This is a genomic window from Streptomyces sp. NPDC048297 (assembly GCF_043201585.1).
In the GTDB taxonomy this organism is placed as follows: Bacteria; Actinomycetota; Actinomycetes; order Streptomycetales; family Streptomycetaceae; genus Streptomyces.
In genome coordinates this window covers 36,909-61,828 of sequence record NZ_JBICZA010000035.1, presented here as the reverse complement: position 1 = coordinate 61,828, position 24,920 = coordinate 36,909, and the positions used below count along the sequence as shown (strand labels likewise).

The following is a 24,920-nucleotide window of genomic DNA, read 5'->3' as shown; positions in this document are numbered from 1 at the left end:
GCGGATGGATCCGCCGTGGGCAGGGCGTATCGAGGCCCGGATTGCGGTGGCAACGCCCGGACCGGACGCCGGCCGGACGCCGATCGGTCGCGGCTACGCGTCCGCGCGGACCTCGGTGGTGTCCAACACGGCGGTTGCGCCCGCATCTTCCGCCTTTGACCGGCCCGCCTTGGCCTTGGCGTCGTCCCCTGACCGGTCACCCTTCTCAGGCGTAACGAATCGATAACCCACGTTCCGGACGGTCCCGATCAGCGACTCGTTCTCCGGGCCGAGCTTCGCGCGCAGCCGCCGCACGTGCACGTCCACGGTCCGGGTGCCGCCGAAGTAGTCGTACCCCCACACCTCCTGCAGCAGCTGGGCGCGCGTGAAGACGCGGCCCGGGTGCTGGGCGAGGTACTTGAGCAGCTCGAACTCCTTGAAGGTCAGGTCCAGGACCCGGCCCTTGAGCTTGGCGGAGTACGTCGCCTCGTCCACGGAGAGGTCGCCGTTGCGGATCTCCATGGGGGAGTCGTCGTTGACGATCTGCTGGCGTCCCATGGCGAGCCGGAGCCGGGCCTCGACCTCCGCGGGGCCGGCCGTGTCGAGCAGGACGTCGTCGATGCCCCAGTCGGCGCTGACGGCGGCCAGGCCGCCCTCGGTGACCACGAGCATGAGGGGACAGCCGGGGCCGGTCGAGCGCAGCAGCTGGCACAGGCTGCGCACCTGCGGCAGGTCACGCCGGCCGTCGACGAGGATGACGTCCGCGCCCGGGGTGTCGACGAGGGCGGGCCCCTCCGCCGGGGCGATCCGCACGTTGTGCAGCAGAAGGCCGAGCGCGGGCAGCACCTCCGCCGACGGCTGGAGGGCGTTGGTCAGGAGCAGCAGCGAACTCATACGTCTGGTTCCTCCTCGGTCCCTGCGAGCCCTGGGTCGTGCGGAACTGCTCTGCGCTCCCCGGGTGCCCCGTACACCGGAGGTTTCCCCGCTGTGTACACCAGGCTCACGAAAGCACAAAAGGACCCGGGGGCTTCGCTGCCCGAGTCCTCTGCCCAGCAGAATAGCCCACATGAGCAATCGCCCGGCAGGTCATGTGGCACGTTCCACCGTCCGTCCGGCCTCCGAGAGGGGCGGACGTGCAGCTATGCGGACGTTTCTGCACACCGCCGACGGTATTCCGGTCGATTCCGTATACAACCCGGGCGCCGTCGTATACGAAACAGCGCCGGACACCTCCCGGACGCCCGCAGGCGATCTGGTGTTCGTGATCGCCCACGGCTTCACCGGGGATGTGGATCGGCCACATGTTCGAAGGGTGGCGGATGTGCTGGCCCGTTACGGCGCCGCCGTCACCTTCTCCTTCCGCGGCCACGGCGCCTCCGGCGGCCGTTCCACGGTCGGCGACAGGGAGGTGCTGGACCTGACCGCCGCCGTGGAGTGGGCGCGCGGCCTCGGGCACGCGCGCGTCGTCACCGTCGGCTTCTCCATGGGCGGCTCGGTGGTGCTGCGGCACGCGGCCCTGCACCCGGGCGCGGTCGACGCCGTCGTCTCGGTCAGCTCCCCGGCCCGCTGGTACTACCGGGGCACCGCCCCCATGCGCCGCCTGCACTGGCTGGTCACCCGCCCCGAGGGCCGCCTCGTCGGCCGCTACGGCTTCCGCACCCGGATCCACCACCGCGACTGGGACCCCGTACCGCTCTCCCCGGTCGAGGCCGTCCCGCGCATCGCGCCGACCCCGCTCCTCGTGGTCCACGGCGACAGCGACGCCTACTTCCCGCTCGACCATCCCCGGATGCTCGCCGACGCCGCCGGTGAGCACGGCGAACTCTGGCTGGAGCGCGGGATGGGCCACGCCGAGCACGCGGCGGACGAGGCGCTGCTGGACCGGATCGGCGCCTGGGCGGTCGAACGGGCGGGCCAGCTAGCCTGACACCATCCAGCTTCGCTGTTCTCGTTTCACGTTTCACGTCCGCCGTCGATTGAGGAACCAGATGCCCAAGGTCACGGTCCGCTACTGGGCCGCCGCCAAGGCCGCGGCCCAGGTCGCCGAGGAGCCGTACGACGCGGCCACGCTCGCCGACGCGCTCGCCGCCGTGCGCGAGCGGCACCCCGGTGAACTGACGCGTGTCCTGCGCCGGTGTTCCTTCCTGATCGACGGCGATCCCGTCGGGACCCGCGCGCATGAGACGGTACGGCTGGCCGAGGGCGGCACGGTCGAGGTGCTCCCGCCGTTCGCAGGAGGGTGAGGCGTTGAGCGACCAGCCGTACGAGGGTTACGACCCCTATCAGCAGCAGCATCAGCAACACCAGCAGCAGGCACACCAGCAGCAGCAGCCGCATCAGCAGCAGGAGTGGTCCGGGCACGGGCAGGCCGGTTACGGGCAGCACGCCGGGCCGTACCCGCACACGGGGTACGAGGCGCAGCCGACCACCCAGCAGTGGCAGGGCCAGACGTGGGAGTCGCAGACCCACACGTCGATGCCGACGGCCGGGCCCCAGCCGTACCACCAGCCCCAGCCGCACCCGCAGCCGTACCACCAGCCGCAACCGCAGCCCGCGCCTGTGCCCGCCGCCGTGCCCGTCGCGGAACCCGGTCCCGCTCGCGGTCCCGAGCCCGATCCCGAGCCCGAGGGCACGGCCGCGTACGGCCCCGCCACCCTCGCCGGGAACTCCCGCGTCACCGACGCCCAGCGGGCGCGCCTTGAGGGGCGCTCGCCGATCATCGAGCCCGGGATGCAGCCGGCGCTGCTCACCGCGCTGCTCGGTCTGCTGCTGGCCGGGGCCGCCGCCGTCGGCACCTACGCCCTGCTCGTCCCGCTGGTGCTGCTCCAGGCCGTCACGGCGGCGGGCTGGTTCCGGCTGAACGGCATGTGGCCGGCCCGGCAGGGCATCGCGCTCGCCTTCCTGGGCGCGCTGGCCGCCGACGCGGCCGTCCTCGGCGCCGGACGCGAGCACGCGCCGGGCGCGATCCTCGGCACGCTCGGCGTCTGGGTCCTGCTCTGCCTGGTCCTCCAGCTGCGCTCGCACGCGGACCCGGACGAGCGCATGTACGGCCTGATGGCGTCGGTCACCTCGGCGGCCCTCGCGATCGTGGCCACGGGTTACCTGGGCGCCGACGCGCACGCGGTCTCGGTCGGCGCGGCGGCGGTGGCGGTCGCGGTCGTGGCCCGCGCGCTGCCCCTGCCGACCCCGGCCTCCGTCACCGTGGCCGTGCTCGCGGCGGCGGGCGCGGGCATCGCCGTGGGCGGCATGACCGGCATGGGCACGAAGGGCGCGCTGCTCGGCGCGGCGGCGGCGGTCTGCGCGCTGATCGGGCACCGGGTAGCCGCGTACGACTACCCGTCCCGCTTCGTCCACTTCACCGCCGGCGTCGCCCTGCCGCTCGCGGCGGCCGCCCCGGTGGTGTGGGTCCTCGGCCGCGCGTTCGGCTAGCCCACGGTCCCGGCGGTGTCGTTGCCACGGTGGGCTTCCGCCCGGCCGTGCCCGTCCCGCCGGTCTCCGCGGCGGCGGGCCTTGGCGCGCCTTGGCGACTGGAACTCATTTGGCGTCCTCCCCCTCGTGAACGAGGGGGATTCCCTCCCTGGCGTCCGCTCGTGCGGCTCGCCGTCATCTCCGTGGAGTTGCGGGGGGCCGGTCGACCCCCAGATGTTCGCAAGGCCACGGGACGGCCGGTGCAGCTCACGCGCACAGTCTTTGCCCCACCCTGAACACGCCAGGGTTAGCTATACAACACCTTCACATTTGACCCCTTCCACGAAGGCTTCCCAGCTCCGGGCAGGGAAAACGAGGGCTCCACGGGAGGGGTCTTTGCTGTCGCGGACAGGTACGAGGGGGAGGGGGCCGCGACCGACTTCGACGCACTCGCCGCCGCTTGTGTTGCTGTAACTGCTCTTGCGCCACGAAACGTTGCTCAAGTCGATGACTCGCACGGTTCTTCCTCCAACACCCGCAGGATGAATTTCCGCGACTCGGCTGGTGGCAGCGCCAGGTCACGCATCGCATCGTACCTACGCTGCAGAAGCTCAACCGAGGCGTTTTCTTCGATGAGTTCGCCGCGCAGGTCGTTTTCGGAGTAGGCGACCGTACGGCCGTCCGTCTGCCGCAGAAACATCACGGCGGTGTTCATCAAGCCGTGGGGGCCTGCGCTGAAGGGCAGCACCTGGAGTGTGATGTTCGGGCGCTCGGAGATCTCGACCAGGTAGGCCAACTGCTCCCGCCAGGCGCCGACGTTCCGCAAGGACGTGCGCAGTACCGCCTCGGAGAGGATGACGCGGAAGGGCGGTGGATCGTCCCCCTCCAGCAACTGCCGCCGACCCAGCCGTGCTTCGACCTGCTGGTCCAGTTCGGCACCGTTGAGCCAGCCCACCGCGAGTGTCTCGCGGGCGTACCCGGCCGTCTGGACGAGCCCCGGCGGCGCGCTCACGGCGTAGTGCCACAGGCTCATCGCCTCCGACTCAAGAATCATGTAGCGCCGGTACTGCTCCTTGAACTGGGTCGGGTCGGCGACTGCCAGTTCCCACAGGGTCACCAGTAACCCGGGGGTGCCGTAGTACTGGTCCAGTGCCTGCACGATCTCCGGGCCGCCCAGCGTCCGCCCGCTCTCCATCTTGCTGAACTGGGACGCGTCCCAGCCCACCTCCTTGGCGAGGTCCCGCAGGCTCAGGCCGCGTTCGGTCCGCAGGCGCCGCAGCTCCTCGGTGAACCGCTCCCTGGGGTCCTGGCTCCGTCCCGTGATCACCAGCCTCTGTGGCATCGCCGCTCCTGTTGAATTTGTTGAATTTGGCAGGCCCAGCGTTGAATTTGGGCCGCTCAACAGCCTTTTCGCGTCCGCGCTGCGTCATGCTCGTAGCAACGCAGCCCGAACACGCAGCGTAGTCCTTGGTTTGCGCTGCGTTCATGCGTTCACGGAAAGGAACTGGGTGAGATGACGTCGAAGTTGGAGCCCGGCGAGGGCGGGTCGCTCTTCTACGACCCCGCCACCGGCAAGGTGGGGGAGTACCGGGACAAGGCGGGCCCGTACGTGATGCTGCGGCCGGTCGGCGGCGGGCGGGAGTGGGAGGCCGACCCCGAGGCGCTGCGGCCGGCGACGGACCGGGAGCGGCTCGGCGCGAGCGTGCGGGCGGCGAACCGGCGGACGCTGACGCAGCCTGTGCCGCCGTCGCCGCTGGACGACGTCAGCCGCCCGCCGCGTCCTGTGCCGGGCTGCGATGCCTGCGGGGAACTGGCGGAGCTGCGGGAGAGGGCGATCGGGGTGCACGACCGCAGTGCCGAGACCGATGCCAACGTCCTGCTGCGGCAGCACCAGCGGCGGGAGCACCAGGCGTGACGGGCGGACGGGGCGGACCGGGGCTGCCGTACGAGGAGTGCAAGCGGCAGCGCAACGCCCCCCGGCCGCGGTCCGCCCCGCTCGACCCCGGCTACGCGATCCCGCCGTTCCACCCCGGCCTGCCGCCGCGCGGGCCTGTCAGGGTCAGCGGTGGTGCCACGGGTCCGGCCCGGGTGCCGCGTGCCCGGCGGCGCCGTCTGGTGCGAGCGGTCGACGGGGCCGTGGTGAGCGCTCTGCTCACCGGCTTCTGCGTGGCCGGACTGGTCACCGCGATCCTCGTCACGGCGATAGGCGGCCGGGGCTGATCCTCCCGGCCGGACCCGGTGGCCCCTTCCTTCTCACACCCTCCTGTCACAGGTGATCCACAATCCCGTTCGGCCGGGACGCGTGGGGTTACCGTGGCGTCAAGCGACCATCCACGCCGACCCGGGGGACACTCACACCATGCGCGCCCTGCGAATAATCCTGATCATCGTCGTGATTCTGGGTGGGCTCTTCGTGATCGCCGACCGGGTCGCCGTGCACCTCGCCGAGGACAAGGTCGCGGACAAGCTCAGGACGACGGAGAACCTCACCACGACGCCGGGCGTGGACATCAAGGGCTTCCCGTTCCTCACCCAGCTCGCCGGCGGTTCGCTGGACGACGTGGAGATCGGCATCACGGGCTACGAGGCGGCGACCGGCAACGGGGGCAAGACCATCCGCATCGACGAGCTGAAGGCCGACATGAAGGGTGTCTCCTTCTCCGGCGACTACAGCTCGGCCACCGCCGACACCGCCACCGGCACCGCGACGATCTCGTACGCGGAGCTGCTGAAGACCGCCAAGTCGGAGCCGACCGAGGTCGCCCCCGGCATCATGGCCCGGGTCGTCGGTCTCTCCGACGGCGGCAACGGCAAGATCAAGGTCGCGGTGGAGGGCACCGTCTCGTCCCTCGGCGTCAAGCAGACCGTGTCCGTCCTCAGCTCGGTGTCCGTCGTGAACGACAAGGTGCAGGTGCACGCCGACAGCCTGCCCAAGCTGGGCGCCGGCGCGATCGCCGAGGGCCGTGTCCGCCAGATCACCGACTTCCAGCAGGCCATCGACCAGCTGCCCGGCGGCATAAAGATCGACAAGGTGCAGGCCGCCCAGGACGGCGTCGTGATCAGCGTGAAGGGTTCGGACGTCAAGCTGGCCGGGTAGAGCCGGACAGGTGGAAACGGGGCGTGAGGCCCGCGGTGTTCGTCCGACAGGCGAGACGCCCCGTCCGCACCGCAGATGCGACCCTCACCACGAGCGCCCGGAAGCCTTGCGACACGGCCCCGGGCGCTCTTCTCATCCCGCTATACGGACGATCGCGTCTCAGAATCCGACACGCCGGTGACATGCCCGCCCGGACGTCCCTACGATCGAGCCCATGAAGCGACAGGCGGATCTCACAAAGCGGCGGGCAGTGGACCTGTGCCGCGTTGCCGCCATGCTCTGTCGCCCCTTCTGAGCGTAAGTCCCCGACTTCGCGTTTCCCCCGCCCTGCTGGAAGGGCACCCGTGCGTCTCCGGACGAAACCGGAGCCACACCCGCACGCACGCACCGCATCCGTACGCACACAATCCGTACGCACGCACTCGCGCACCCCGCCGCACCTGCCCCGGAGGAGAAAGAGCATGAGCCGCAGCGACGTCCTCGTAGACGCCGACTGGGTCGAGGCCCACCTGGACGACCCGAACCTCGCGCTCGTCGAGGTGGACGAGGACACGTCCGCCTACGAGAAGAACCACATCAAGAACGCGATCCGCATCGACTGGACCAAGGACCTCCAGGACCCGGTCCGTCGTGACTTCGTCGACCAGGAGGGCTTCGAGAAGCTCCTGTCGAAGAAGGGCATCGCCAATGACACGCTGGTGGTCCTCTACGGCGGCAACAACAACTGGTTCGCGTCGTACGCGTACTGGTACTTCAAGCTGTACGGCCACGAGAACGTCAAGCTCCTCGACGGCGGCCGCAAGAAGTGGGAGCTGGACGCCCGCGAGCTGGTCGACGGCTCCGACGTGCCCGAGCGTGCCGCGACCGACTACAAGGCCAAGGCGCAGGACACCTCGATCCGTGCCTTCCGCGACGAGGTCGTCGCCGCGATCGGCGCGCAGAACCTGGTCGACGTCCGCTCGCCCGACGAGTTCTCCGGCAAGCTGCTCGCCCCGGCCCACCTCCCGCAGGAGCAGTCGCAGCGCCCGGGTCACGTCCCGAGCGCCCGCAACATCCCGTGGTCCAAGAACGCCAAGGACGACGGCACCTTCAAGTCGGACGAGGAGCTGAAGGCCCTCTACGCCGACGAGCAGGTGGACCTCGCCAAGGACACGATCGCCTACTGCCGTATCGGTGAGCGCTCGGCCCTGACCTGGTTCGTGCTGCACGAGCTGCTGGGCGTGGAGAACGTCAAGAACTACGACGGTTCCTGGACCGAGTACGGCTCCCTCGTCGGCGTGCCGATCGAGCTCGGCGCCAACAAGTAATCCCACCGACCGACCTTCTGGTCAGACCCCCCTTACGGAGAAAGACATGTGTGGAGCGAAGGCCGGCGGCCCCGACGCCTCGACGATCAAGCCCGGTGAGACCACCATCCAGGGCCAGGTGACCCGCGACGGCGAGCCGGTGACCGGCTACGTCCGTCTGCTGGACTCGACCGGCGAGTTCACCGCGGAGGTTCCCACCTCCGCCACGGGCCAGTTCCGTTTCTACGCCGCCGAGGGCACCTGGACCGTTCGTGCCCTCGTCCCCGGCGCCAGCGCCGACCGCACGGTCGTCGCCCAGCAGGGCGGCCTCGCCGAGGTCGCGATCGCGGTCTGAGAATCCTCAGCCCCGCCAGAAGGGCCGCACCCCCCGGGTTGGACGCCTGGGGTGCGGCCCTTCGGCCTGTCCGGACCTACCCTGGATACATGTACGCACGGCGTCGGCATCTGTACTTCGCCATGATGGGGACCTGCGTCTTCCTCTTCGTCCTGGCGTGGGCCGTCGTGCGCATCTGGTCGGTTCCGGCGGCGGTCGGACTGTGCGTGGTGGCCATGCTCATCCCGCCAGTGGCGGCGATGGTCGCCAACAGGCGAGGCCCCGAGGACCGATGGTGGGACGACCCCTCCGGCGACCCCCAGTCCGACGAGTGGTGGGACGAACTGGACGGCAAGAAGAAACCCCCTACGAGGTAGCGACCCCGGTCCCTCCAGGGCCGCCTGCTGTCAACTGCCCCATTCCGCCGATGAGTCGGCGCAGGCAGCGGACCGCGAGGTCGGTCGGGGAGCCCGGTCCCGTCACGTCGGCGTCGGTGGCGGCCCAGGTCTCCAGGGCGATCCGGATGGAGTCGGTGGCGGCTGCGGCGATGAGCCGGACCTCCAGGGCGTCGGCGCGGTCGCCCGCGAGGCGCGTGATCACCGGGACGAGCCGTTCCTCGGAGTCCTGGTTCACCCGGTACCAGACCGCGCGCAGCGCGACGTCACCGGCGATGGCCCGCAGCAGCCCGCGCGTGCGCAGCAGGGCCTCCACGGACTCCTCGTCCGGCGCGGCCAGCGCCTGCCGCACCGCGCTCTCCAGCGCCGGGCCCAGCGCGGTGCCCGGCTCCGTCGCCTCCAGCAGCGCGCGCCAGCGGTCGCCGCCGACCGTGAGCAGCGGGCTGATCGCGTCCTGCTTGGAGCGGAAGTACCGGTAGAAGGTGCGCAGCGCGATGCCCGCCCGCTGGGCGATCTCCTCGGCGGTCGTGCCGTCCGGGCCCCGCGTGGCGAACAGCTCGGCCGCCGCGTGCGCGATGTCGAGCTGAGTGGCCGCCTTGCGGCGCTCGGTCAGTGACGGGGTCGACGGCTCGGTGCTCACCTCAGAAGCGTACGGCCTGCGACCGGCATACGGCACGCCGTGACGGGGTGGCAAACCGTGCCACCCAGGCGTAACGTGAAATTACGTCGAGGCGCCTGACGTGAGAGAAACCGGCGCCATACGGGCCGGGTCGAACAGCGACAGGCCGGGTTGGAGAAACACATGAACCGCTACGAAGGCCGTCGCGTCCTGGTCACCGGCGCCGGTTCCGGCATCGGCCAGGCCACCGTGCTGCGCATGCTCGGCGAGGGCGGCTCGGTCGTCGCCGTGGACGTCAGCGAGAAGGGCCTCGCCGACACCGTCGAGAAGGCCGCCGCGCACGCGGACCGCCTCACCACCCTGGTGGTCGACATCGCCGACGAGACCTCGGTGCGCGCCGGCGTCGCCGCCGCCGTCCAGGCGCTCGGCGGCCTCGACGTGCTGGTCAACGCGGCCGGCATCCTCCGCTCCTCGCACACCCACGAGACCGGCCTCGACGAGTTCAACCGCATCCTCCAGGTGAACCTCGTCGGCACGTTCCTGATGATCCGCGAGTCGATCCCCGCGCTGCTCGAAGGCAACGGCGCGGCGGTCGTCAACTTCAGCTCGACCTCCGCGATGTTCGCGCACCCCTACATGGCGGCCTACGCGGCGAGCAAGGGCGGCATCCAGTCCATGACCCACGCGCTGGCGGCCGAGTACGCGAAGAGCGGCATCCGCTTCACCGCCGTCCAGCCCGGCTCCATCTCCTCCGGCATGACCGACGGCAGCGGTGCCAGCGGCCAGAGCGTCGGCCCCGGCCTGCCCGAGGACGCCGACATGAGCCTGTTCATGAAGCTCGCCCCCGCCCTCGGCCAGGGCTTCGCCGGCCCGGAGACGGTGGCGTCGGTCGTCGCGATGCTCGCCTCGGACGACGGCAGGTTCATCACCGGCACCGAGGTCCGCATCGACGGCGGCACCCACTTCTGAGTGACCCGAGCAGCCTCAGCAGTCTCAGCAGTCCCGGCAGGAGCAAGAGGAGCACAGACATGCACGACCTGAGCGGCAGGACCGTCATCATCACCGGCGGCGCCCGCGGCCTCGGCGCGGAGGCCGCCCGTCAGGCGGTCGCCGCCGGAGCGAACGTGGTGATCACCGACGTCCTGGACGAGGAGGGCGAGGCCACCGCCGCCGAACTCGGCACGGCCGCCCGCTTCCAGCACCACGACGTCACCTCGGAGCAGGACTGGCAGCGGGTCGCCGACTTCGCCGTCGCCGAGTTCGGCTCCCTGCACGGCCTGGTGAACAACGCCGGCATCTCCACCGGCCAGTTCCTGGAGGCCGAGTCCGTCGAGCACTTCCGCAAGGTGCTCGACATCAACCTCACGGGCGTCTTCATCGGCATGAAGACCGTGATCCCCGCGCTGAAGGAGAACGGCGGCGGCTCGATCGTCAACATCTCCTCCGCCGCCGGACTGATGGGCCTCGCCCTCACCGCCGGATACGGCGCCTCCAAGTGGGGCGTGCGCGGGCTCACGAAGATCGGTGCCGTGGAGCTGGGCACGTCCCGCATCCGCGTCAACTCCGTGCACCCGGGGATGACGTACACCCCGATGACGGCGTCCGTCGGCATCGAGCGGGGCGAGGGCAAGTACCCGAACACGCCCATGGGCCGGGTCGGCGAGCCGCACGAGATCGCGGGCGCGGTCGTCTTCCTGCTCTCCGACGCCGCGTCCTACGTCACCGGCGCGGAACTGGCCGTGGACGGCGGCTGGACCACGGGCCCGACGATCCGGTACGTCATGGGTCAGTAAGGAGCGCTGTCAGTAGACGAGCGCCTGGGTCTCGTCCGCCATGGCCTCCTGGACGAAGACCTGGGCGCCCGCGATCCGCACGCCCTCGATGACGTCCTTCTCCGTGATCTCGCGGCGGGCCGCACACTGCGTGCACAGGGTGATGCGGCCCGCGGCGAGGATCGACTCGATCAGGTCCGGCAGCGGTGCCGCGTGCGGCAGTTCGAACTCGGCGGCCCGGCCCGGCAGCGCGAACCAGGACGACTCCCCGGTCAGCCACAGGGAGACCTCGACCCCGCTGGCGACGGCCACCGCCGCCACCGTGAACGCCTGCGAGCAGCGCTCGGGGGCGTCCGCCCCGGCCGTCACCTTGATCACGAGCTTCTTCGCCATGACCGAATCGTAATCCGTCGGCTTACGGGATCACGCGGATGGAGCGGAGGACGGACGTGCCGGGCCTCGCCACCGCGTCCGACGGGCGCTGGGACTACCCGGAACTGGTGAAGCCGCCGCTGCCGGCCGGCAGCCCGGGTCCCTTCGCCGCCGCCAACAAGGCCGGGGCGCACTACGCCGACCTGCGCGCTCTGCTGCTGCCCGCACCCGAGGGCGCCACCGTGGACCGGTCGCTGCGCGGCACCGACGGCTGGCTTCCGACGAAGGACTTCCTGGCGCAGTACGGCGAGGACGACCGCCAGGAACTGGGACAGAAGCTCACCGACGACGGTCTGCGGCACATCGCGGCCCGAGGGTGGACGACGCGGGACGGCACCCGTACCTGGATCTACCCGCTGCAGTTCGAGACGGCCACCGTCCCGGACGACCAGCTGAACGGCGAACTCACCGCGTACACCACTCCCGTCTACCCGGTGCGCGGCGCCGGCTCCTACGAAGTGGACGACGGCTTCCCGGGCGCGGCGCAGGGCGACGACGTCAAGGTCGTGCCGTACGTCGAGGCCAAGCCGTACGGCCGTGAACAGATACGGCAGGCCTACCTGGCCGCCGGTGACACGCTGGCGGTGATCACGCAGTCCCGCAGGCACCGCGAAGGCCGTTCCGTTCCAGCAGACGGTGACCCTGCGGAGCGAGCTGCTCGACTGAGGCCGACCTCGTCAGGAGGGCCGGGGCCGGGCCGCGTAAGCTGGGGCCCGGCTCTGTCGTATGCCCACCCTCGCTCAAGGAGCACCCGTGGAGATCTTCTTCGAAACCCTGCTGGTCCTGGTCTGCGTCGGCGTCATCGCCTTCGCCGGACTGACCGTGAAGAAGCTGTACCAGGGCCAGCGCTGACCCCCTTGAACGAACACACCAGGAACGGCCGCTCATGATCGAGATCCCGTCAGACCTGCACAAGGACCTCGTGCCCCTCGCCTTTCTGCTGGGCAACTGGGCCGGCGCGGGCGTCCACGACTTCCCCGGCGCGCAGAAGTGCAACTTCGGGCAGGAGGTCTCCTTCTCCCACGACGGCCGGGACTTCCTGGAGTACCACTCCCACACCTGGGTCCTGGACGAGGACGGCAACAAGGTCCGCCCGCTGGAGTCGGAGTCCGGTTTCTGGCGGATCCGCCCCGACCGCAAGATCGAGGTCACGACGACCCGCGACGACGGCACGGTGGAGATCTGGTACGGCGAGATGGCCGACCAGAAGCCGCAGATCGACCTGGCCACGGAGACGATGGCGCGCCTGCCCGACTCCCTCCCCTACAGCGGCGGCAAGCGGCTGTACGGCTACGTCAAGGGCGACCTGATGTGGGTCGGCGAGAAGCAGACCCCCGAGGTCGAGCTGCGCCCCTACATGTCCGCCCAGCTGAAGAAGGTCGTCACCCCCGAGGACGTCGAACGCTGGGCCAAGGCCCTCCCGGACGACATGCCGGACGACGGCATCGCCTTCTTCAAGTAAGCCGGGTTCCGAGAGGGCCGGCCGCCGGCAGCGGGTCAGCCCGTCGGGTACGACGTGATCGAGATCGCCGTGCCCGATCCGACGGGGCTCACCTGCAGGGTCACCCCGTCGTGGCCCTTCTTGGCGACGATGTTGGCGCTGCGGTCGCCCAGGTACTTGGAGACCGTCTGCCATCCCTCCCTGGCCAGGGCGTCCGCGTAGAACGGTCCCACCTTGTCGGGCGGATCATCGGTGGTGAGGATCGTCGTCGCGCCGAAGTGGCTCTTCTTCATGGCACCCGGATAGGCGGGCAGCGGGCCCGCCCGCGCCGTGGGCGACGCCGTCTGTGCCGGTGAGGCCGGGGAGGCTGGTGAGGCCGGGCTGGGGCTCGTCGCGGGTGCGGAGCCCGAGGTCTCGTGGGTGCACCCGCCGGGTGTCATGACGGCCGCGGCCGCACCCGCCGCGGCGACGCTTGGAATCCGCCTTCTCACGGCGCCTCCTCTGGGTCCGCTGGACGGTCGTCGGTCCCGGAGCCGTGGTTCCATCATCCCCGTCCCCCACCGCACGGCAATCGGACCGGCTCTCGCTCTCGGCAGGGCGTGCGCGCGCTCTCGGTAGGGCGGGCGTGGTTCTAGACTCGTGCGTGTGGTGAGCACCGACTGGAAGAGCGACCTCAGGCAGCGCGGCTATCGGCTGACGCCGCAGCGTCAACTCGTGCTCGAAGCCGTGGACGCGCTGGAGCACGCGACGCCCGACGCCATCCTGGTGGAAGTGCGGAAGACGGCGTCCGGGGTCAACATCTCCACCGTCTACCGGACGCTGGAGCTGCTGGAGGAACTGGGCCTGGTCAGCCACGCCCACCTCGGGCACGGTGCGCCCACCTATCACCTCGCCGACCGCCATCACCATCTGCACCTGGTGTGCCGGGACTGCGAGAACGTGATCGAGGCGGACGTCGAGGTGGCCGAGGACTTCATGGCCCAGCTGCGGCAGCAGTTCGGGTTCGACACCGACATGAAGCACTTCGCGATCTTCGGCCGGTGCGGGGACTGTTCGCTGAAGGATTCAACTACCACGTCGTAGGCTTGCTCGTATGAAGAGTCCCCTGCTGTCCCTGCCCGGCGCCGTCCCCGCCGAGGGCGTGGACGAAGGTGTCGCCGCCCACTACGGCGATCTGTTCCGCGAGCAGCGTGCCCTCGCCGACGGCACCGGATTCGTCGACCTCTCGCACCGCGGTGTCATCACCGTGACCGGCGCGGACCGGCTCGCCTGGCTGCACCTGCTGCTCACCCAGCACGTCAGCGAGCTGCCGGTCGGCGAGGCCACCGAGGCGCTGATCCTCTCCGCCCACGGGCACATCGAGCACGCCCTGTACCTCGTGGACGACGGCACGACCGTCTGGGCCCATGTGGAGCCCGGCACCCAGGAGGCGCTGATCGCGTACCTGGAGTCGATGAAGTTCTTCTACCGCGTCGAAGTCACCGACCGTACGGCCGACTTCGCGGTCGTCAGCCTGCCGGCCGGCTCGATCGCCGAGGTGCCGGACGGTGTCGTCGTCCGCGAGACGGCGTACGGCCGTGATCTGTTCCTGCCGCGCGCGGACCTGGAGTCCTTCGCGGCGGGCGCCGGTCCGGCGGCCGGGCTGCTGGCCCACGAGGCGCTGCGCGTCGAGCACCACCGGCCCCGGCTCGGCTTCGAGACGGACCACCGTACGATCCCGCACGAGCTGGGCTGGATCGGTACGGCGGTGCATCTGCAGAAGGGGTGCTACCGCGGTCAGGAGACGGTGGCCCGCGTCCAGAACCTGGGCAAGCCGCCGCGGCGGCTGGTCTTCCTGCACCTGGACGGCAGTGATGTGCATCTGCCGGTGCACGGGACCGAGATCCGGGTCGCGGAGGAGGGGGCCGACGGCCGGAAGATCGGGTTCGTGACGACGTCGGTGCGTCACCATGAGCTGGGTCCGATCGCGCTTGCGCTGGTGAAGCGGAACGTGCCCCTCGATGCGAGGCTCCTGGCCGGAGAGACGGCTGCCGCCCAGGAGGCAGTGGTCGTGCCTTAGCCCCGTGGCTTCGTGGCTGTTGCGCTGCGCGGGTCTCGCCGTGGGGGTTGCGGTGCGGTCCCGGCTGGGGGCGTGGGGGGCTGTGCGGGTCTCGCCGTGGGGGTTGCGGTGCGGTCCCGGCCGCGGGGTCGTCGTGGCTTGTCGCGCAGTTCCCCGCGCCCCTGGGGAACTGCAGTGCCGTCGGTCGTATGGCGGCCGTAGCCGTCCAGCCCCGCCGTACCCGGTGGCTAGATCTCCAGGAGGACGGTGAAGGGGCCGTCGTTGGTCAGGGAGACTCGCATCTGGGCGCCGAAGCGGCCTGTGGCGACGGTGGCGCCGAGGGTGCGGAGTTGGGTGACGACCTCGTCGACCAGGGGTTCGGCGACATCGCCGGGGGCGGCCGCGTTCCAGGTCGGCCGGCGGCCCTTGCGGGCGTCGCCGTACAGCGTGAACTGGCTGATGACGAGCAGCGGGGCATCGATGTCGCTGCACGACTTCTCGTCCTGCAGCATCCGGATCGACCAGAGCTTGCGCGCCAGTTGGGCCGCCTTCTCCTTCGTGTCGTCGTGCGTCACCCCGACCAGGACGCACAACCCCTCGCCCGAGATCGCCCCCACGGTCTCGCCATCCACGACCACATCGGCCCCGTCGACCCTCTGCACCACCGCACGCATGCGCCCCATCATGCCGGTCGCCCCGTCCGCCGTCGCGGGCGGCCTCATTATTGATCCTTAACCGTCCATCTGGGGCTGTTCGGGGGCACTCGGTCACATAGCGGCCACTTGGGGTGGCACGATGCTGTCACACGCCGGTCGAGGGGACGGTCACAGCACATGAGCACACCGAGCACCAGCGGGCGGCCGATCACGCACCGGCCGCCCGCGCAGCGCGGCGACACCGCGTCCGGACCGTCGCTGCCCGCGGAGCCGGTCCAGCCCGACCTGGCCCGGCTGAGCCTGCCCGAACTGCGTGTCCTGCGCCGCGACGCCCAGCGCGACGAGGCGGACCTCAGCTATGTACGGCGCCTGCTGCAAGGTCGTATCGACATCCTGCGCGCGGAACTGGCCCGGCGCGGCCGGGCGTCCGTGCCCGCCCCGGCGGACGCCTCCGTGGTGGAGCGGCTCTCGGAGATCCTCACCGACGCCCCGGCCCGGCAGCGTTCCTCGGCCCGTCACGTCACGCTCGGCACGCCGCACAACGAGGAGTACGGGCAGCTGGCCGCGGAGATGCTCGCCGAGGTCGAGCTCTCGGACCTCACGGCCCGCACCGATCTCGAACTCAGCACGGCCATGGGCCGCCTGGTCCGCTACGAGCAGGAGATCTCCCGGCGCCGTCAGCATCTGCAGCGCACCGCCGACGACTGCAGCGGGGAGATCGCCCGCCGCTACCGGGTGGGCGAGGCGCAGGTGGACGACCTGCTGACCTGAGCGTCCCGGCCGTGGGCGCAGGCCGGGGAAATACGGGCGACATGGCTCGTGCCGCCCGCCTACGGTGGCCCCATGACCGACGTACGAGCTGTCGCCGAGGCCGAGTTCGAGGACTGGCAGCGGGCGCTGAACACCGGGTTCCTGCGCGAACCGGTGCTGGAGCCCGAGCAACTGGAGGCCCGCCGCCGGCAGTTCGTGCCGGGCCGGCTGCTCGGCGCCTTCGACGGCGGCCGGTGCGTGGCCACGTTCCGTTCGTTCGCGCAGGAGATCACCGCGGTGGGCGGCGCGCCGGTCGCCGCCGACGCCATCTCCAACGTCACCGTCAGCCCCACCCACCGCCGGCGCGGTCTGCTCACGGGCATGATGGGCCGGGACCTGGCGGCGGCGAAGGAGCGCGGTGACGTCGTCGCCACCCTGATCGCGGCCGAGTACCCGATCTACGGCCGCTACGGCTTCGGCCCGGCGACCTGGACGACCGAGTGGACCGTCGAGGTCCCGCGCGCCGGTCTCGACCCGCGCTGGTCCGGCCCGGAGGACGGCGGCAGGATCGACCTCGTGGACGGCGCCGACGTCCGCAAGCTCGGCCCCGAGCTGCACCAGCGGATGCGGCGCGCGACGCCCGGCGCGGTCGACCGCAGCGAGCTGTGGTGGCAGACGAACACCGGTGCCGTCCGCTTCCACAAGGAGTGGACCGAGCCGTTTTACGGCGTGTACCGAGGCGCCTCGGGCGAGGTCGAGGGCCTGGTGTCGTACAAGGCCGACGACGTCTGGCACGGCAAGCAGCCGGACGACACCGCCGACGCCAGGGGGCTGCTCGCCGTGACCCCGGCGGCCGAGCGCGCGCTGTGGCGCTATCTGTGCTCGATCGACTGGATCACGAAGGTCAGGAGCGGCCCGCGCGGCCCGGACGACCTGCTGCCGTTCTACCTCCCGGACCCGCGCGCGGCCCGGGTCACCACGCACGCGGACTGGCTGTGGGTGCGGATCCTGGACGTCGTACGGGCCCTGGAGGCGCGGACGTACGAGGGGTCGGGGGAGCTGGTGTTCGAGGTCGTGGACCGGGCGGGGCTTGCCGGGGGCCGGTTCCGTCTCGATGCCTCGCCGGACGGGGTGTCCTGCACGCCCGCGGCCGGTGCCGCGGTCGATCTCACGCTGCCGGTGGACGAGTTGGCCACGGTCTGGCTCGGGGACGGGTCGCTGGCGCGGCTCGCGGCGCTCGGGCGGGTCGAGGAAGCACGAGAGGGCGCCGCCCGGAAGGCCGACGCCCTGTTCCGTACCGCCGGGCGACCGTGGTGCCCGGACCTCTTCTGATCCTTCCTTCTTCCCTCTCCCTTCTCCCGGTGACACTGACCGTTCATCCGTAGCGAGCTGTTCAGTTGTGCTGTTCAGTCGTGCTGTTGAGTCGTGCTGTTCAGTCGTGCCCCGTGTTCAGTTGTGGCTGTGCGCTGCCGTGTTCAGTTGTGACGGTGCGATGCCGGTGTTCAGTTGTGGCTGTGCGGGCTGGTGCGTCGTGGCTGTTGCGCTTCGGTGGCCGCCCCCTGTCCGGGCTCCCGGCTCCCCTCCGGAAGGGAGCCCGGTCGGCCAACCACTGAAAAGCTCGACCATGTTGTGCGAAGTTGGCGACCAACTCCACAGTACTTATTCCGCTTGGGCCCGTCTTATAACCACCTTCCCGCGAACTGCCAGAAGATGGCGGGAAGTTGTAGTGTTTCTGTGTGGACCCGGAACACGCCCCCGTGGAAGGGCAACAGAGGTCACAGCGATCACAGCGGTCACGCGCGTCACACCGCGAGGTGGCCGACGCCCTGCGCACCCGGATCAGGTCCGGTGCGCTGCGGCCGGGCCAGCGCCTGCCGACCCAGGCCAGGCTCGCCGACGAGTTCGGCGTCGAGCGCGGAGCCGTACGCGAGGCGCTGCGCATCCTGCAGTCCGAGCATCTGCTCGCCAACGTGTCCAAGGGCAGCCCCGCCACCGTGGCCGTGCCGCCGCTCCCGGGCCGGTTCCCGGCCGGCCCCGCCGCCGCCCCGCAGCCCACCATGGTGGGCCTCGCGCCCCGCGTCGCCGCGGCCTTCGCCGCCCCGCACGTCGAGATAGACGCGCTGTGCCTCACCTCGGTCTCGCTCACCCTGGCGATCGGCGAGCCACTGCGGCAGATCCACGCAGGATGGCTGAAACCGGCCAAGATCGACGTACGGCTGCTGCTGCCCAGCCGGGACATCGACCTCGCCTTCCCGGCCCCGGCGGACGGCGCCGACGGCGCGCTGCTGCACCGGCGCTGGCTGGCCCAGCGCAACGCCCAGGGCCAGGTGCTGCGCAACAACCTCCTGGCCCTGCGCACCACGCACGGCATCGACGTACACGTCTCGTTCCGTGCGCTGCCGTTCACCCCGCCGGTCAAGCTGTACCTGATCAACGGGGCCGAGGCGCTGTTCGCCTTCTACACGCTGACGCGCCGCGAGCGGGAGATCGAGCAGGAGCACCTGCAGCTGTACGACGCCGAGGGCACCCGGTCCATGCTGTTCCCCTTCCAGCAGGGCGCGGGCGCGGGCCTGCGGGACACCACCTTCGTGGAGCAGTCCCACCTGTGGTTCAACGCGCTGTGGGAGACGATCAGTTCGGACCTGGTGCTGACGCCCTGAAGGCTCGGTCCCGGCGCACCTTCACAGGACCGGCCCGGCGAGGAGCACCGCGAGCAGGACGGCGCCGGCGGAGCTGACCGCCGGGCTCTTGGCCTTGATGCCGACGGAGAACAGGAGCAGGCCGACGATGCCGGCCGCGCCGAACCTCAGCTGGACGAGCTGCTCGAAGCCGACGACGAAGAGTGCGCTGGCGAGGGCGAGGACAGGCATGTTGGTTCCCCCTTCCGGTCTGCCAACTCGACCAAGTTGGCAACCAACTCTGATTTAGTTGTCCCCACTTGGCCCCTACTTACAAACAGCTTTGGAACAACTCCCCGTAGATGGATAGAGGTTGTAGCGTTTGGTCGTGACCCAGGAGAACGTGGCTGTGAACGGCAGAAGGCTCACGCCCCAGGAGATCGCCGACACCCTGCGCGAGCGGATCCGCAGCGGCGACCTCGTGGCGGGCGAGCGCCTGCCCACCCAGGCCGAGCTGGCCGACGAGTTCGGCGTGGAACGCGGTGCCGTCCGCCAGGCCCTGCGCGCACTGCACGAGGACGGCCTGCTCAGCGACGTCAGCAAGGGCAGCCCGCCGCGGATCGCCGAACGCGCCCCCGCGCTGGACGAGCCCCAGCCGACGATGGTGGCCCTCGCCCCCCGGCTGACCGAGGCGTTCTGCGCGCCGCACGTCCGTATCGACGCCGTGTGCCTGACCGCGCAGAGCCTGATCCCCGCGCTCGGCGAACCGCTGCGCATGATCCACGAGGGCCGCATCCGCCCCGAGCGGATCGACGCCCGCATCCTGCTGCCGTCCCGGGACATCAACCTCGCCTTCCCGGTCTCGGTCGACTCCCGGCACGAGGACGACGACCTCGTGCACCAGCGCTGGCTGGCGATGCGCAACGCCCAGGGCCAGGTCCTGCAGTACAACCTCCAGGCCCTGCGCTCCACCCACGACATCGACGTACAGGTCACCTTCCGGGCCCTGCCGTTCACCCCGCCCGCCAAGCTGTACCTGCTCAACGGCGTGGAGGCGCTGTACGCGTACTACCTGGTCAGCCGGCGCGAGGAACCGACGGACGGCGGAACGCTGGAGATGTTCGACACCCTCGGCTCCGAATCCATGCTGTTCTCCTTCGAGATGCGGGCCGGGCGACGGGACGCGGCGTTCGTGCAGCAGTCCCAGAAGTGGTTCGACGCCCTCTGGGAAACCATCACCACGGACCTGACACTCTCCTAGTGACTTCTGAGACGACGAAGACGGGACCGGCGGGGGCCGGCGGCGCGCACGCGAGCGAGAGCCTCCTGGAACTGATCAGTCACGTCCGCGTGGTCCTGTGGGACTTCGACGGGCCGATCTGCCGTCTGTTCGCAGGACATTCGGCGGAACGGGTGGCGAACGAGCTGGTGGACTGGCTCGAAGGCCGAGGGCTGCACGGACTGCTCAGCGAGGAGGAACGGGAGTCGCTCGACCCGCACGTCGTGCTGCGCGCCGTCGACCGCAGACACCCCGGCAGCGACCTCGTGGCCGAGCTGGAGGAGCGCCTCACCCACGAGGAGCTGCGCGCCGCGACCTCCGCGATGCCCACCGCCTGGGCCGACCCCCTGATACGCACCTGGACGGCGGTCGGCTCCCGGCTCGCCATCGCCACCAACAACTCCCCGCGCGTGGTCCGCGCCTACCTCGAAGACCGCGGCCTGACGGGGTGCTTCACCCCCCACATCTACGGCCGCACCCAGGACCTGCACCACCTCAAACCGCACCCGCACTGCCTCAACCGCGCCCTCAACGCGATGGGCGCCGCCCCTACGGCCGCCCTGATGATCGGCGACACTCCCTCGGACCTCGAAGCCGCACGTGAGGCCCGCGTCCCCTTCCTCGGCTACGCGCGCAACGAACGCAAGGCCAAGCCCTTGCACGATGCCGGAGCCGAACACGTCGTACCGACCCTCGAACCACTGCTGCGGGCACTGCGCGGTCGGTGAGGCTGGTGTCGGCGGCATGTGGGTAGGTACGCCGTGTGACGGACAACCGGAAGGACGAGTCAGGCGGCGTCGAGTTCCGGCGGATCGCGGAGGAGTTGCGGGTGCGGATCGCCGACGGCGGCTATCCGCTCGGCACCTTCCTGCCGTCCCAGAACGAGCTCGCCACGGAGTTCGGCGTCTCCCGGGACACCGTCCAGCGGGTACTGCGGGAACTGCGCGGAGAAGGGTGGATCGAGTCCCGCCAGGGCCAGGGCTCACGCGTCGTCAAGAGCCGGCACATCCACTCCTCCACCCCGCGCGCCTCGCGCTCCCGTCATCCCATGACCCTGGGACCACTGATCGGGGAGGCGTTCGAGCAGAGCGAGGTGACGCTGGACATCTACACACTGACCTCCGAGAGTCTGGACATCCACATCCATGCCCAGGCGGAGCGGATCCGGGCCGGCGCCATCGCGCCGCAGCGGATCGCCCTGCGCATGGTGCTCCCGTCCGAGACCGGCTTCCTGCCCTATCCCCGGGGCGTGGACTCCAAGGACGACGAGGTCCTGCAGGAGCGGCTGCGGGAGATCACCGAGCGCCACACCGCCTCCCTCCACAAGGTCCTCGGCGAACTGCGCACCGAGAAGCTGGTGCCCTCCGTGGAGTACGAGTTCCGCCGCGCCCCGCTCACCCCGGCGTTCAAGCTGTACGTCATCAACGGCGCCGAGGTGCTGCACGGCCCCTACATACCGATCAGGCGCCCGGTGGTGCTGGACAGCGGCGAGGTGGTCGAGGCGGTGGACGTCCTGGGACTCGGTGCCACGCTCACCCACCACGTGCGCGACACCGGCCGCCCGGACTCGCCCGGCTCGACGTTCGTCGCGAGCATGACGGCGTGGTTCGAGGCGGTCTGGGAACTTCTCAGCGATGAGACGTAGCCCACAGGGGGTCCGTGATGACCGGGTACTCAGGCTTGATGTCGGCCAGTTTCTCCCAGAGATTGCGGTGGCATTCCATGTGATGTTCGGCTATCTGCCTGGTCGAAAGTGCCGTGGAACGCAGGTCCCAGCCGACGTAGCGGGCTCGACCGTAGAGCGGGGCATAGCCCTCGGCGTCCAGGATCTGGTGGGTTTTTTCCTTCCACTCGATTTCTCTGTGCTTGATGCCGTACGGCGTGGAGAAGACGGTCTCCTGGTTGAGGATGTAAAGCTTCCGCTCGGGTATTTGTGGTGACTCCCGGATCTCGCAGGAAATGATGATCCGTGGATTTCTTCGATGTACGGCTTCCAGCCACTCCCTCAACGTGTTCCAGTTCTCCGTGGTGAAGCGGTCCCGCATGCGCTCCCGGTTCTCCGGGCCGTCGCGGAAGTAATACATTCTGTGCCCGGACTCACTGCTTCCGGGGACCTCGGCGAGGCCGCCCGGAAGGCCCATCGGCAGGTTCGTATGAGCGATGATGATGTACAACTTCAGCTCGACGGTGTGCACTTCGTTGTCGGCCATCGTCTCCAGCGGTGCCCGGAGCGCGGCGAGCAGTGTCTGCATGGTGAAGCCGGAGAAGTCGATCCGCACGACGCGCGACGTGAACGCCTCACGGAACGCGGCATGCAGCTCGTCCTCCTTTGCGAAGACATGGACGCCCGACACCTCCTTGGGCTCGGACTCGCCGATGGCGTCGAAGAGGATGAGTGCCATCAGTGCGGCGAACGAGCCACCTAGTAGTTGCTGCCCCTTCAAGGCGTCGCCCAGCGGATCGATGACCTCGGCGGCGACGCCGAGCAGCGCGACCAGGCCGAGCAGCCACCGCACGATGCGCGGCTTCCACCCGCTCAGCGTGGTCCGGAGGAGTTCGAGTCTGTTGGGACCGTTGTCGCCCGGACTGCGAAATGACACACAAACCCCCGTGCGCGCCGTGGTGTGAGGGGGATGATGATGCCCCGCACGGGTCAGGTGCACACCAACAGGGGTGTGGAACTGGTCAGTTGAGGTTGTGCAGGGTCTGGGCGGCCTGGCGGAGCGGAGTGTGGGAGTCCACGACCCCGTCCGCGCCGCGGCGTGTCATCTCCTGGGCGTGGAGCACCGAGGGAGTGTGTCCGAGGAAGAGGGTCCCGGCCTCTCGGGCCGCTTGGAGGTCGGTGAGCTGGTCGCCGATGAGCAGGGTACGTTCGGCCGGCAGTTCCAGGTGTCGCAGGGCGCAGTGCACGGAGTACGGGTCCGGCTTCAGGTGCCGCAGTTCCTCTGGATCGCGCCCCACCACATGGTCGAACTTGGACGGCATCTGCCAGTTCTTGAGGAACTCCCAGACCGGACCGTCCGAGTTGTTGCTGACGATCACCAGCCGCAAGTCGAGTCGGAGCAGGGCGTCGATGAGGGGTACGAGGCCATGGACCGGCTTGGCGGCTTCGACGGCCTTGTACTCGTAACGGGTGACGATGGCCTCGGCCGTGCTGAGACCGCGGAGGTCGCGGTGGGCGATGGAGGGCCGGTCGAACATGTCTCTCAGGCGGCGGAGGACGCCGTGGGAGTCGTCGCACTCCTCGACGTCGGGGTCCAGCGGGCCCCATATCCTTCGGACAGCATCCTTGATCTCCTGGGCGACGGGTGCGGTCGACTCGTCCCGGAACAGATCGGTGACCGGCCCGTCGAAGTCGAACAGCACGGCATCCACTCCGCGCAGCAGGCGCTGGAGCATCGTGTGTTGGTCGTGGGCGCCACCCATGGGCCTCCTCCTGCCGTCACGAGTCAGTGTGGACCACAGCGGGCCGCGCTGCCAGCATCGCGGGCAAGGGCACGAGCCGACGCGGTCGCACGCGTGCGGGCACACGTGTGCGTTGGATCGCCGCCGGGAGCGACCGGCTTCGAGGAACCGGCGGCTCAGGTACGTCACACGCCTGTAAGGGGAGTACCGTGCTGCCACTTCAGTACCCCTCGCAAGGGTCCAAGGCGAGAGAAACGGGCAATGTCCCCCGAAGCATCTTCGATTGCTCGACTGTATGCGGTCGAGATGAGCGGCGACGAGAGTGCCGTCGAGGGCCCGCTCCACGGGTATCACCATGAGACGTACGTTTTTCCGCTGCCCGGTGAGGTGGGCCGGCGGCGCCCCGGACGGTGGAAGTGCCGCGAGCCGCGAGCCGATCTGCTGTGGTTCGACCGGCGCTGCTTCGAGTCGGAAGAGCACTTGCTGCGGGTTCTGGACGGCAGGATCCGCGGCATTCCGGAGATCGTCGAAGTCGACGGCCTGGGGCTGCAGCGTTTCATCGAGGGGCAGACGCTGGGGGACCTCCACAAGGCTGGCGAGGCCGTTCCGGAGGTGTTTTGCGACCAGATCATCGATGTGTTCAGGCAGTTGCTCGCCGTCGCTCCCGCCACGCTCACGGTCAAACGAAGGTGCGAGAGGCGGGACCGTCCGGATGACGGCGACACCGAGGGATTCCTGGAGAGGCTTGTTCATTTCACCGAGCACCGGGTGTACGAACACAACAGGGAGAGATTCGAGCGGTTCTTCCTCGAACTCGGAGTTGACCGAGGTTCGTTTGAGTACTTGCGCAAGCACCTCTCCGGGCTGAGCGAACGACCGTTCTGCCTCCTCCATGCGGATTTGCATCGCGAGAACTTCATCATCGACGCCGAACAGCGCCTGTGGACCATCGACTGGGAACTCGCGATGGTCGGCGACCCGTTGTATGACCTGGCCACTCATATCCACCTCATGCGTTACCCGGACCGGCAGGCCCGCATCATGGCTGAACGGTGGGGCAGGGCCGTCGAGAAGATCCGTCCCGGCAGCTCCCACGGCTGGCGACACGATCTGGGCCGGCTCATGGCCTACAAGAAGGCACAGTCCGTCTTCACCGATGGGATCCGGACCGCACTGCTGCTGGACACGGTTTCCGGCGCCGGACCCGAACAACTGGATTCGGCCGCGTTCAGGCTCCACGGGATCCTGTCCGACGCCGCGGTACCGCTGGGCCTCGGTCTTGTCCCCGGCCCGGACCGGATCGCGGCGGCACTGACGCGCTGGTGTCATGAGTACGGCACCGGACCGGGGGAATCGGACTGCTGATGAACGGGGCTCTGGTACACCTGTTGTAGCGGTCGGGGGCTCTCGT

Annotated in this window: 32 protein-coding genes and 1 pseudogene; 23 read left to right on the top strand and 10 right to left on the bottom strand. The window is 69.8% G+C overall.

What is annotated here, in order from left to right; all coding sequences use genetic code 11:
- Positions 1–93 precede the first annotated feature (93 nt).
- Positions 94–873, bottom strand: coding sequence for a winged-helix domain-containing protein (locus ACGFYV_RS30730; RefSeq protein WP_393881778.1), 780 nt, complete (start codon positions 871–873; stop codon positions 94–96).
- A gap of 172 nt (positions 874–1,045) precedes the next feature.
- Between ACGFYV_RS30730 and ACGFYV_RS30725 the strand changes: the two genes are divergently transcribed.
- The 3 genes from ACGFYV_RS30725 (at position 1,046) to ACGFYV_RS30715 (ending at position 3,408) form a co-directional block, all read left to right on the top strand.
- Complete coding sequence (locus tag ACGFYV_RS30725) at positions 1,046–1,906, top strand: alpha/beta hydrolase (protein WP_393881777.1); 861 nt, start codon at positions 1,046–1,048, stop codon at positions 1,904–1,906.
- 61 nt (positions 1,907–1,967) lie between these two features.
- Positions 1,968–2,222, top strand: a complete 255-nt coding sequence (locus ACGFYV_RS30720; RefSeq protein ID WP_393881776.1) for a MoaD/ThiS family protein — start codon at positions 1,968–1,970, stop codon at positions 2,220–2,222.
- A gap of 4 nt (positions 2,223–2,226) precedes the next feature.
- The gene (locus tag ACGFYV_RS30715; RefSeq protein ID WP_393881775.1) at positions 2,227–3,408 is read left to right on the top strand and encodes a hypothetical protein; all 1,182 of its coding nucleotides are present in this window, start codon (positions 2,227–2,229) and stop codon (positions 3,406–3,408) included.
- A 290-nt stretch (positions 3,409–3,698) separates the two neighbouring features.
- On the opposite strand, the gene ACGFYV_RS30710 is transcribed toward ACGFYV_RS30715, so the two are convergent.
- Both ACGFYV_RS30710 and ACGFYV_RS30705 read right to left on the bottom strand, forming a co-directional pair.
- Positions 3,699–3,905: a DUF397 domain-containing protein gene (locus ACGFYV_RS30710; protein ID WP_393881774.1), complete on the bottom strand. Its 207-nt coding sequence runs from the start codon at positions 3,903–3,905 to the stop codon at positions 3,699–3,701.
- Positions 3,887–4,729: a helix-turn-helix domain-containing protein gene (locus tag ACGFYV_RS30705; RefSeq protein ID WP_393881773.1), complete on the bottom strand. Its 843-nt coding sequence runs from the start codon at positions 4,727–4,729 to the stop codon at positions 3,887–3,889. The genes ACGFYV_RS30710 and ACGFYV_RS30705 overlap by 19 nt, the downstream gene beginning before the upstream one ends.
- Before the next feature lie 171 nt (positions 4,730–4,900).
- On the opposite strand from ACGFYV_RS30705, the gene ACGFYV_RS30700 reads away from it, so the two are divergent.
- The 7 genes from ACGFYV_RS30700 (at position 4,901) to ACGFYV_RS30670 (ending at position 8,481) form a co-directional block, all read left to right on the top strand.
- On the top strand, positions 4,901–5,302 hold the full coding sequence (locus ACGFYV_RS30700) for a hypothetical protein (protein ID WP_393881772.1): 402 nt from the start codon (positions 4,901–4,903) through the stop codon (positions 5,300–5,302).
- Positions 5,299–5,607, top strand: a complete 309-nt coding sequence (locus ACGFYV_RS30695; RefSeq protein WP_393881771.1) for a hypothetical protein — start codon at positions 5,299–5,301, stop codon at positions 5,605–5,607. The genes ACGFYV_RS30700 and ACGFYV_RS30695 overlap by 4 nt, the downstream gene beginning before the upstream one ends.
- A gap of 139 nt (positions 5,608–5,746) precedes the next feature.
- Positions 5,747–6,484 carry a DUF2993 domain-containing protein gene (locus tag ACGFYV_RS30690; protein ID WP_393881770.1) on the top strand — a complete coding sequence of 246 codons (738 nt, stop codon included), beginning with the start codon at positions 5,747–5,749 and terminating at the stop codon, positions 6,482–6,484.
- A gap of 214 nt (positions 6,485–6,698) precedes the next feature.
- Positions 6,699–6,779, top strand: coding sequence for an Ms5788A family Cys-rich leader peptide (locus tag ACGFYV_RS30685; protein WP_350751515.1), 81 nt, complete (start codon positions 6,699–6,701; stop codon positions 6,777–6,779).
- 166 nt (positions 6,780–6,945) lie between these two features.
- A complete protein-coding gene (locus tag ACGFYV_RS30680; protein WP_393881769.1) occupies positions 6,946–7,791 on the top strand; it encodes a sulfurtransferase in 846 nt (281 codons plus the stop codon).
- A gap of 46 nt (positions 7,792–7,837) precedes the next feature.
- The gene (locus tag ACGFYV_RS30675; protein ID WP_100569102.1) at positions 7,838–8,125 is read left to right on the top strand and encodes a DUF1416 domain-containing protein; all 288 of its coding nucleotides are present in this window, start codon (positions 7,838–7,840) and stop codon (positions 8,123–8,125) included.
- A gap of 89 nt (positions 8,126–8,214) precedes the next feature.
- Positions 8,215–8,481, top strand: a complete 267-nt coding sequence (locus ACGFYV_RS30670; RefSeq protein WP_393881768.1) for a DUF3099 domain-containing protein — start codon at positions 8,215–8,217, stop codon at positions 8,479–8,481.
- Here the strand turns inward: ACGFYV_RS30670 and ACGFYV_RS30665 are convergent.
- Positions 8,471–9,139 carry a TetR family transcriptional regulator gene (locus ACGFYV_RS30665; protein WP_393881767.1) on the bottom strand — a complete coding sequence of 223 codons (669 nt, stop codon included), beginning with the start codon at positions 9,137–9,139 and terminating at the stop codon, positions 8,471–8,473. The genes ACGFYV_RS30670 and ACGFYV_RS30665 overlap by 11 nt on opposite strands.
- 162 nt (positions 9,140–9,301) lie before the next feature.
- Here ACGFYV_RS30665 and ACGFYV_RS30660 point away from each other — a divergent pair, with 162 nt between their 5' ends.
- Positions 9,302–10,087, top strand: coding sequence for an SDR family NAD(P)-dependent oxidoreductase (locus ACGFYV_RS30660; RefSeq protein WP_393881766.1), 786 nt, complete (start codon positions 9,302–9,304; stop codon positions 10,085–10,087).
- A gap of 59 nt (positions 10,088–10,146) precedes the next feature.
- Positions 10,147–10,911: a glucose 1-dehydrogenase gene (locus ACGFYV_RS30655; protein WP_393881765.1), complete on the top strand. Its 765-nt coding sequence runs from the start codon at positions 10,147–10,149 to the stop codon at positions 10,909–10,911.
- A gap of 9 nt (positions 10,912–10,920) precedes the next feature.
- Here the strand turns inward: ACGFYV_RS30655 and ACGFYV_RS30650 are convergent, their stop codons facing one another.
- Positions 10,921–11,283 carry a DsrE family protein gene (locus ACGFYV_RS30650; protein ID WP_393881764.1) on the bottom strand — a complete coding sequence of 121 codons (363 nt, stop codon included), beginning with the start codon at positions 11,281–11,283 and terminating at the stop codon, positions 10,921–10,923.
- A 17-nt stretch (positions 11,284–11,300) separates the two neighbouring features.
- Here ACGFYV_RS30650 and ACGFYV_RS30645 point away from each other — a divergent pair.
- Positions 11,301–11,988: pseudogene (locus tag ACGFYV_RS30645) on the top strand (hypothetical protein); the annotation flags it as partial.
- Positions 11,989–12,208: 220 nt separating this feature from the next.
- Entirely contained in the window at positions 12,209–12,784 is a 576-nt protein-coding gene (locus tag ACGFYV_RS30640; RefSeq protein WP_393881763.1) for an FABP family protein, read from the top strand.
- 35 nt (positions 12,785–12,819) lie between these two features.
- Here the strand turns inward: ACGFYV_RS30640 and ACGFYV_RS30635 are convergent, their stop codons facing one another.
- Positions 12,820–13,056 (bottom strand): hypothetical protein, encoded by a 237-nt coding sequence (locus ACGFYV_RS30635; RefSeq protein WP_393881762.1) that lies wholly within the window; start codon positions 13,054–13,056, stop codon positions 12,820–12,822.
- Positions 13,057–13,408: 352 nt separating this feature from the next.
- Between ACGFYV_RS30635 and ACGFYV_RS30630 the strand changes: the two genes are divergently transcribed.
- Positions 13,409–13,846 carry a Fur family transcriptional regulator gene (locus ACGFYV_RS30630; protein ID WP_393881761.1) on the top strand — a complete coding sequence of 146 codons (438 nt, stop codon included), beginning with the start codon at positions 13,409–13,411 and terminating at the stop codon, positions 13,844–13,846.
- 10 nt (positions 13,847–13,856) lie between these two features.
- Positions 13,857–14,822, top strand: a complete 966-nt coding sequence (locus ACGFYV_RS30625; protein ID WP_393881760.1) for a YgfZ/GcvT domain-containing protein — start codon at positions 13,857–13,859, stop codon at positions 14,820–14,822.
- Between the two features lie 227 nt (positions 14,823–15,049).
- On the opposite strand, the gene dtd is transcribed toward ACGFYV_RS30625, so the two are convergent.
- Positions 15,050–15,475 (bottom strand): D-aminoacyl-tRNA deacylase, encoded by a 426-nt coding sequence (dtd, locus tag ACGFYV_RS30620; RefSeq protein ID WP_393881809.1) that lies wholly within the window; start codon positions 15,473–15,475, stop codon positions 15,050–15,052.
- Between the two features lie 159 nt (positions 15,476–15,634).
- On the opposite strand from dtd, the gene ACGFYV_RS30615 reads away from it, so the two are divergent.
- The 3 genes from ACGFYV_RS30615 to ACGFYV_RS30605 all read left to right on the top strand — a co-directional run bounded on the left by ACGFYV_RS30615 (position 15,635) and on the right by ACGFYV_RS30605 (position 18,867).
- Entirely contained in the window at positions 15,635–16,228 is a 594-nt protein-coding gene (locus tag ACGFYV_RS30615) for an aerial mycelium formation protein (RefSeq protein ID WP_393881759.1), read from the top strand.
- Between the two features lie 72 nt (positions 16,229–16,300).
- Positions 16,301–17,539: a GNAT family N-acetyltransferase gene (locus ACGFYV_RS30610; RefSeq protein WP_393881758.1), complete on the top strand. Its 1,239-nt coding sequence runs from the start codon at positions 16,301–16,303 to the stop codon at positions 17,537–17,539.
- A 404-nt stretch (positions 17,540–17,943) separates the two neighbouring features.
- Positions 17,944–18,867, top strand: a complete 924-nt coding sequence (locus ACGFYV_RS30605; protein WP_393881757.1) for a winged helix-turn-helix domain-containing protein — start codon at positions 17,944–17,946, stop codon at positions 18,865–18,867.
- A 21-nt stretch (positions 18,868–18,888) separates the two neighbouring features.
- On the opposite strand, the gene ACGFYV_RS30600 is transcribed toward ACGFYV_RS30605, so the two are convergent.
- A complete protein-coding gene (locus ACGFYV_RS30600; RefSeq protein ID WP_393881756.1) occupies positions 18,889–19,077 on the bottom strand; it encodes a hypothetical protein in 189 nt (62 codons plus the stop codon).
- Between the two features lie 130 nt (positions 19,078–19,207).
- Here ACGFYV_RS30600 and ACGFYV_RS30595 point away from each other — a divergent pair, with 130 nt between their 5' ends.
- From ACGFYV_RS30595 to ACGFYV_RS30585, 3 genes are read left to right on the top strand one after another with little or no spacing between them, the layout of a single operon-like run.
- On the top strand, positions 19,208–20,086 hold the full coding sequence (locus ACGFYV_RS30595; protein WP_393881755.1) for a winged helix-turn-helix domain-containing protein: 879 nt from the start codon (positions 19,208–19,210) through the stop codon (positions 20,084–20,086).
- Positions 20,086–20,832, top strand: a complete 747-nt coding sequence (locus tag ACGFYV_RS30590; RefSeq protein ID WP_393881754.1) for an HAD family hydrolase — start codon at positions 20,086–20,088, stop codon at positions 20,830–20,832. Before ACGFYV_RS30595 ends, ACGFYV_RS30590 begins: the two co-directional genes overlap by 1 nt.
- A 35-nt stretch (positions 20,833–20,867) precedes the next feature.
- On the top strand, positions 20,868–21,749 hold the full coding sequence (locus ACGFYV_RS30585; RefSeq protein ID WP_393881753.1) for a winged helix-turn-helix domain-containing protein: 882 nt from the start codon (positions 20,868–20,870) through the stop codon (positions 21,747–21,749).
- On the opposite strand, the gene ACGFYV_RS30580 is transcribed toward ACGFYV_RS30585, so the two are convergent.
- The gene (locus ACGFYV_RS30580; protein WP_393881752.1) at positions 21,733–22,767 is read right to left on the bottom strand and encodes a hypothetical protein; all 1,035 of its coding nucleotides are present in this window, start codon (positions 22,765–22,767) and stop codon (positions 21,733–21,735) included. The genes ACGFYV_RS30585 and ACGFYV_RS30580 overlap by 17 nt on opposite strands.
- Positions 22,768–22,789: 22 nt before the next feature.
- Entirely contained in the window at positions 22,790–23,530 is a 741-nt protein-coding gene (locus ACGFYV_RS30575; RefSeq protein ID WP_393881751.1) for an HAD family hydrolase, read from the bottom strand.
- Positions 23,531–23,815: 285 nt separating this feature from the next.
- Between ACGFYV_RS30575 and ACGFYV_RS30570 the strand changes: the two genes are divergently transcribed.
- On the top strand, positions 23,816–24,874 hold the full coding sequence (locus ACGFYV_RS30570) for a phosphotransferase (protein ID WP_393881750.1): 1,059 nt from the start codon (positions 23,816–23,818) through the stop codon (positions 24,872–24,874).
- Positions 24,875–24,920: the final 46 nt, after the last annotated feature.

Bases quoted from the DNA above. Each gene is read 5' to 3' on its own strand.
- ACGFYV_RS30730 (WP_393881778.1), bottom strand. From the start codon at position 873: ATGAGTTCGCTGCTGCTCCTGACCAACGCCCTCCAGCCGTCGGCGGAG.
- ACGFYV_RS30725 (WP_393881777.1), top strand. From the start codon at position 1,046: ATGAGCAATCGCCCGGCAGGTCATGTGGCACGTTCCACCGTCCGTCCG.
- ACGFYV_RS30720 (WP_393881776.1), top strand. From the start codon at position 1,968: ATGCCCAAGGTCACGGTCCGCTACTGGGCCGCCGCCAAGGCCGCGGCC.
- ACGFYV_RS30705 (WP_393881773.1), bottom strand. From the start codon at position 4,729: ATGCCACAGAGGCTGGTGATCACGGGACGGAGCCAGGACCCCAGGGAG.
- ACGFYV_RS30700 (WP_393881772.1), top strand. From the start codon at position 4,901: ATGACGTCGAAGTTGGAGCCCGGCGAGGGCGGGTCGCTCTTCTACGAC.
- ACGFYV_RS30690 (WP_393881770.1), top strand. From the start codon at position 5,747: ATGCGCGCCCTGCGAATAATCCTGATCATCGTCGTGATTCTGGGTGGG.
- ACGFYV_RS30685 (WP_350751515.1), top strand. From the start codon at position 6,699: ATGAAGCGACAGGCGGATCTCACAAAGCGGCGGGCAGTGGACCTGTGC.
- ACGFYV_RS30680 (WP_393881769.1), top strand. From the start codon at position 6,946: ATGAGCCGCAGCGACGTCCTCGTAGACGCCGACTGGGTCGAGGCCCAC.
- ACGFYV_RS30675 (WP_100569102.1), top strand. From the start codon at position 7,838: ATGTGTGGAGCGAAGGCCGGCGGCCCCGACGCCTCGACGATCAAGCCC.
- ACGFYV_RS30670 (WP_393881768.1), top strand. From the start codon at position 8,215: ATGTACGCACGGCGTCGGCATCTGTACTTCGCCATGATGGGGACCTGC.
- ACGFYV_RS30660 (WP_393881766.1), top strand. From the start codon at position 9,302: ATGAACCGCTACGAAGGCCGTCGCGTCCTGGTCACCGGCGCCGGTTCC.
- ACGFYV_RS30655 (WP_393881765.1), top strand. From the start codon at position 10,147: ATGCACGACCTGAGCGGCAGGACCGTCATCATCACCGGCGGCGCCCGC.
- ACGFYV_RS30650 (WP_393881764.1), bottom strand. From the start codon at position 11,283: ATGGCGAAGAAGCTCGTGATCAAGGTGACGGCCGGGGCGGACGCCCCC.
- ACGFYV_RS30640 (WP_393881763.1), top strand. From the start codon at position 12,209: ATGATCGAGATCCCGTCAGACCTGCACAAGGACCTCGTGCCCCTCGCC.
- ACGFYV_RS30635 (WP_393881762.1), bottom strand. From the start codon at position 13,056: ATGAAGAAGAGCCACTTCGGCGCGACGACGATCCTCACCACCGATGAT.
- ACGFYV_RS30625 (WP_393881760.1), top strand. From the start codon at position 13,857: ATGAAGAGTCCCCTGCTGTCCCTGCCCGGCGCCGTCCCCGCCGAGGGC.
- dtd (WP_393881809.1), bottom strand. From the start codon at position 15,475: ATGCGTGCGGTGGTGCAGAGGGTCGACGGGGCCGATGTGGTCGTGGAT.
- ACGFYV_RS30615 (WP_393881759.1), top strand. From the start codon at position 15,635: ATGAGCACACCGAGCACCAGCGGGCGGCCGATCACGCACCGGCCGCCC.
- ACGFYV_RS30610 (WP_393881758.1), top strand. From the start codon at position 16,301: ATGACCGACGTACGAGCTGTCGCCGAGGCCGAGTTCGAGGACTGGCAG.
- ACGFYV_RS30600 (WP_393881756.1), bottom strand. From the start codon at position 19,077: ATGCCTGTCCTCGCCCTCGCCAGCGCACTCTTCGTCGTCGGCTTCGAG.
- ACGFYV_RS30575 (WP_393881751.1), bottom strand. From the start codon at position 23,530: ATGGGTGGCGCCCACGACCAACACACGATGCTCCAGCGCCTGCTGCGC.
- ACGFYV_RS30570 (WP_393881750.1), top strand. From the start codon at position 23,816: ATGAGCGGCGACGAGAGTGCCGTCGAGGGCCCGCTCCACGGGTATCAC.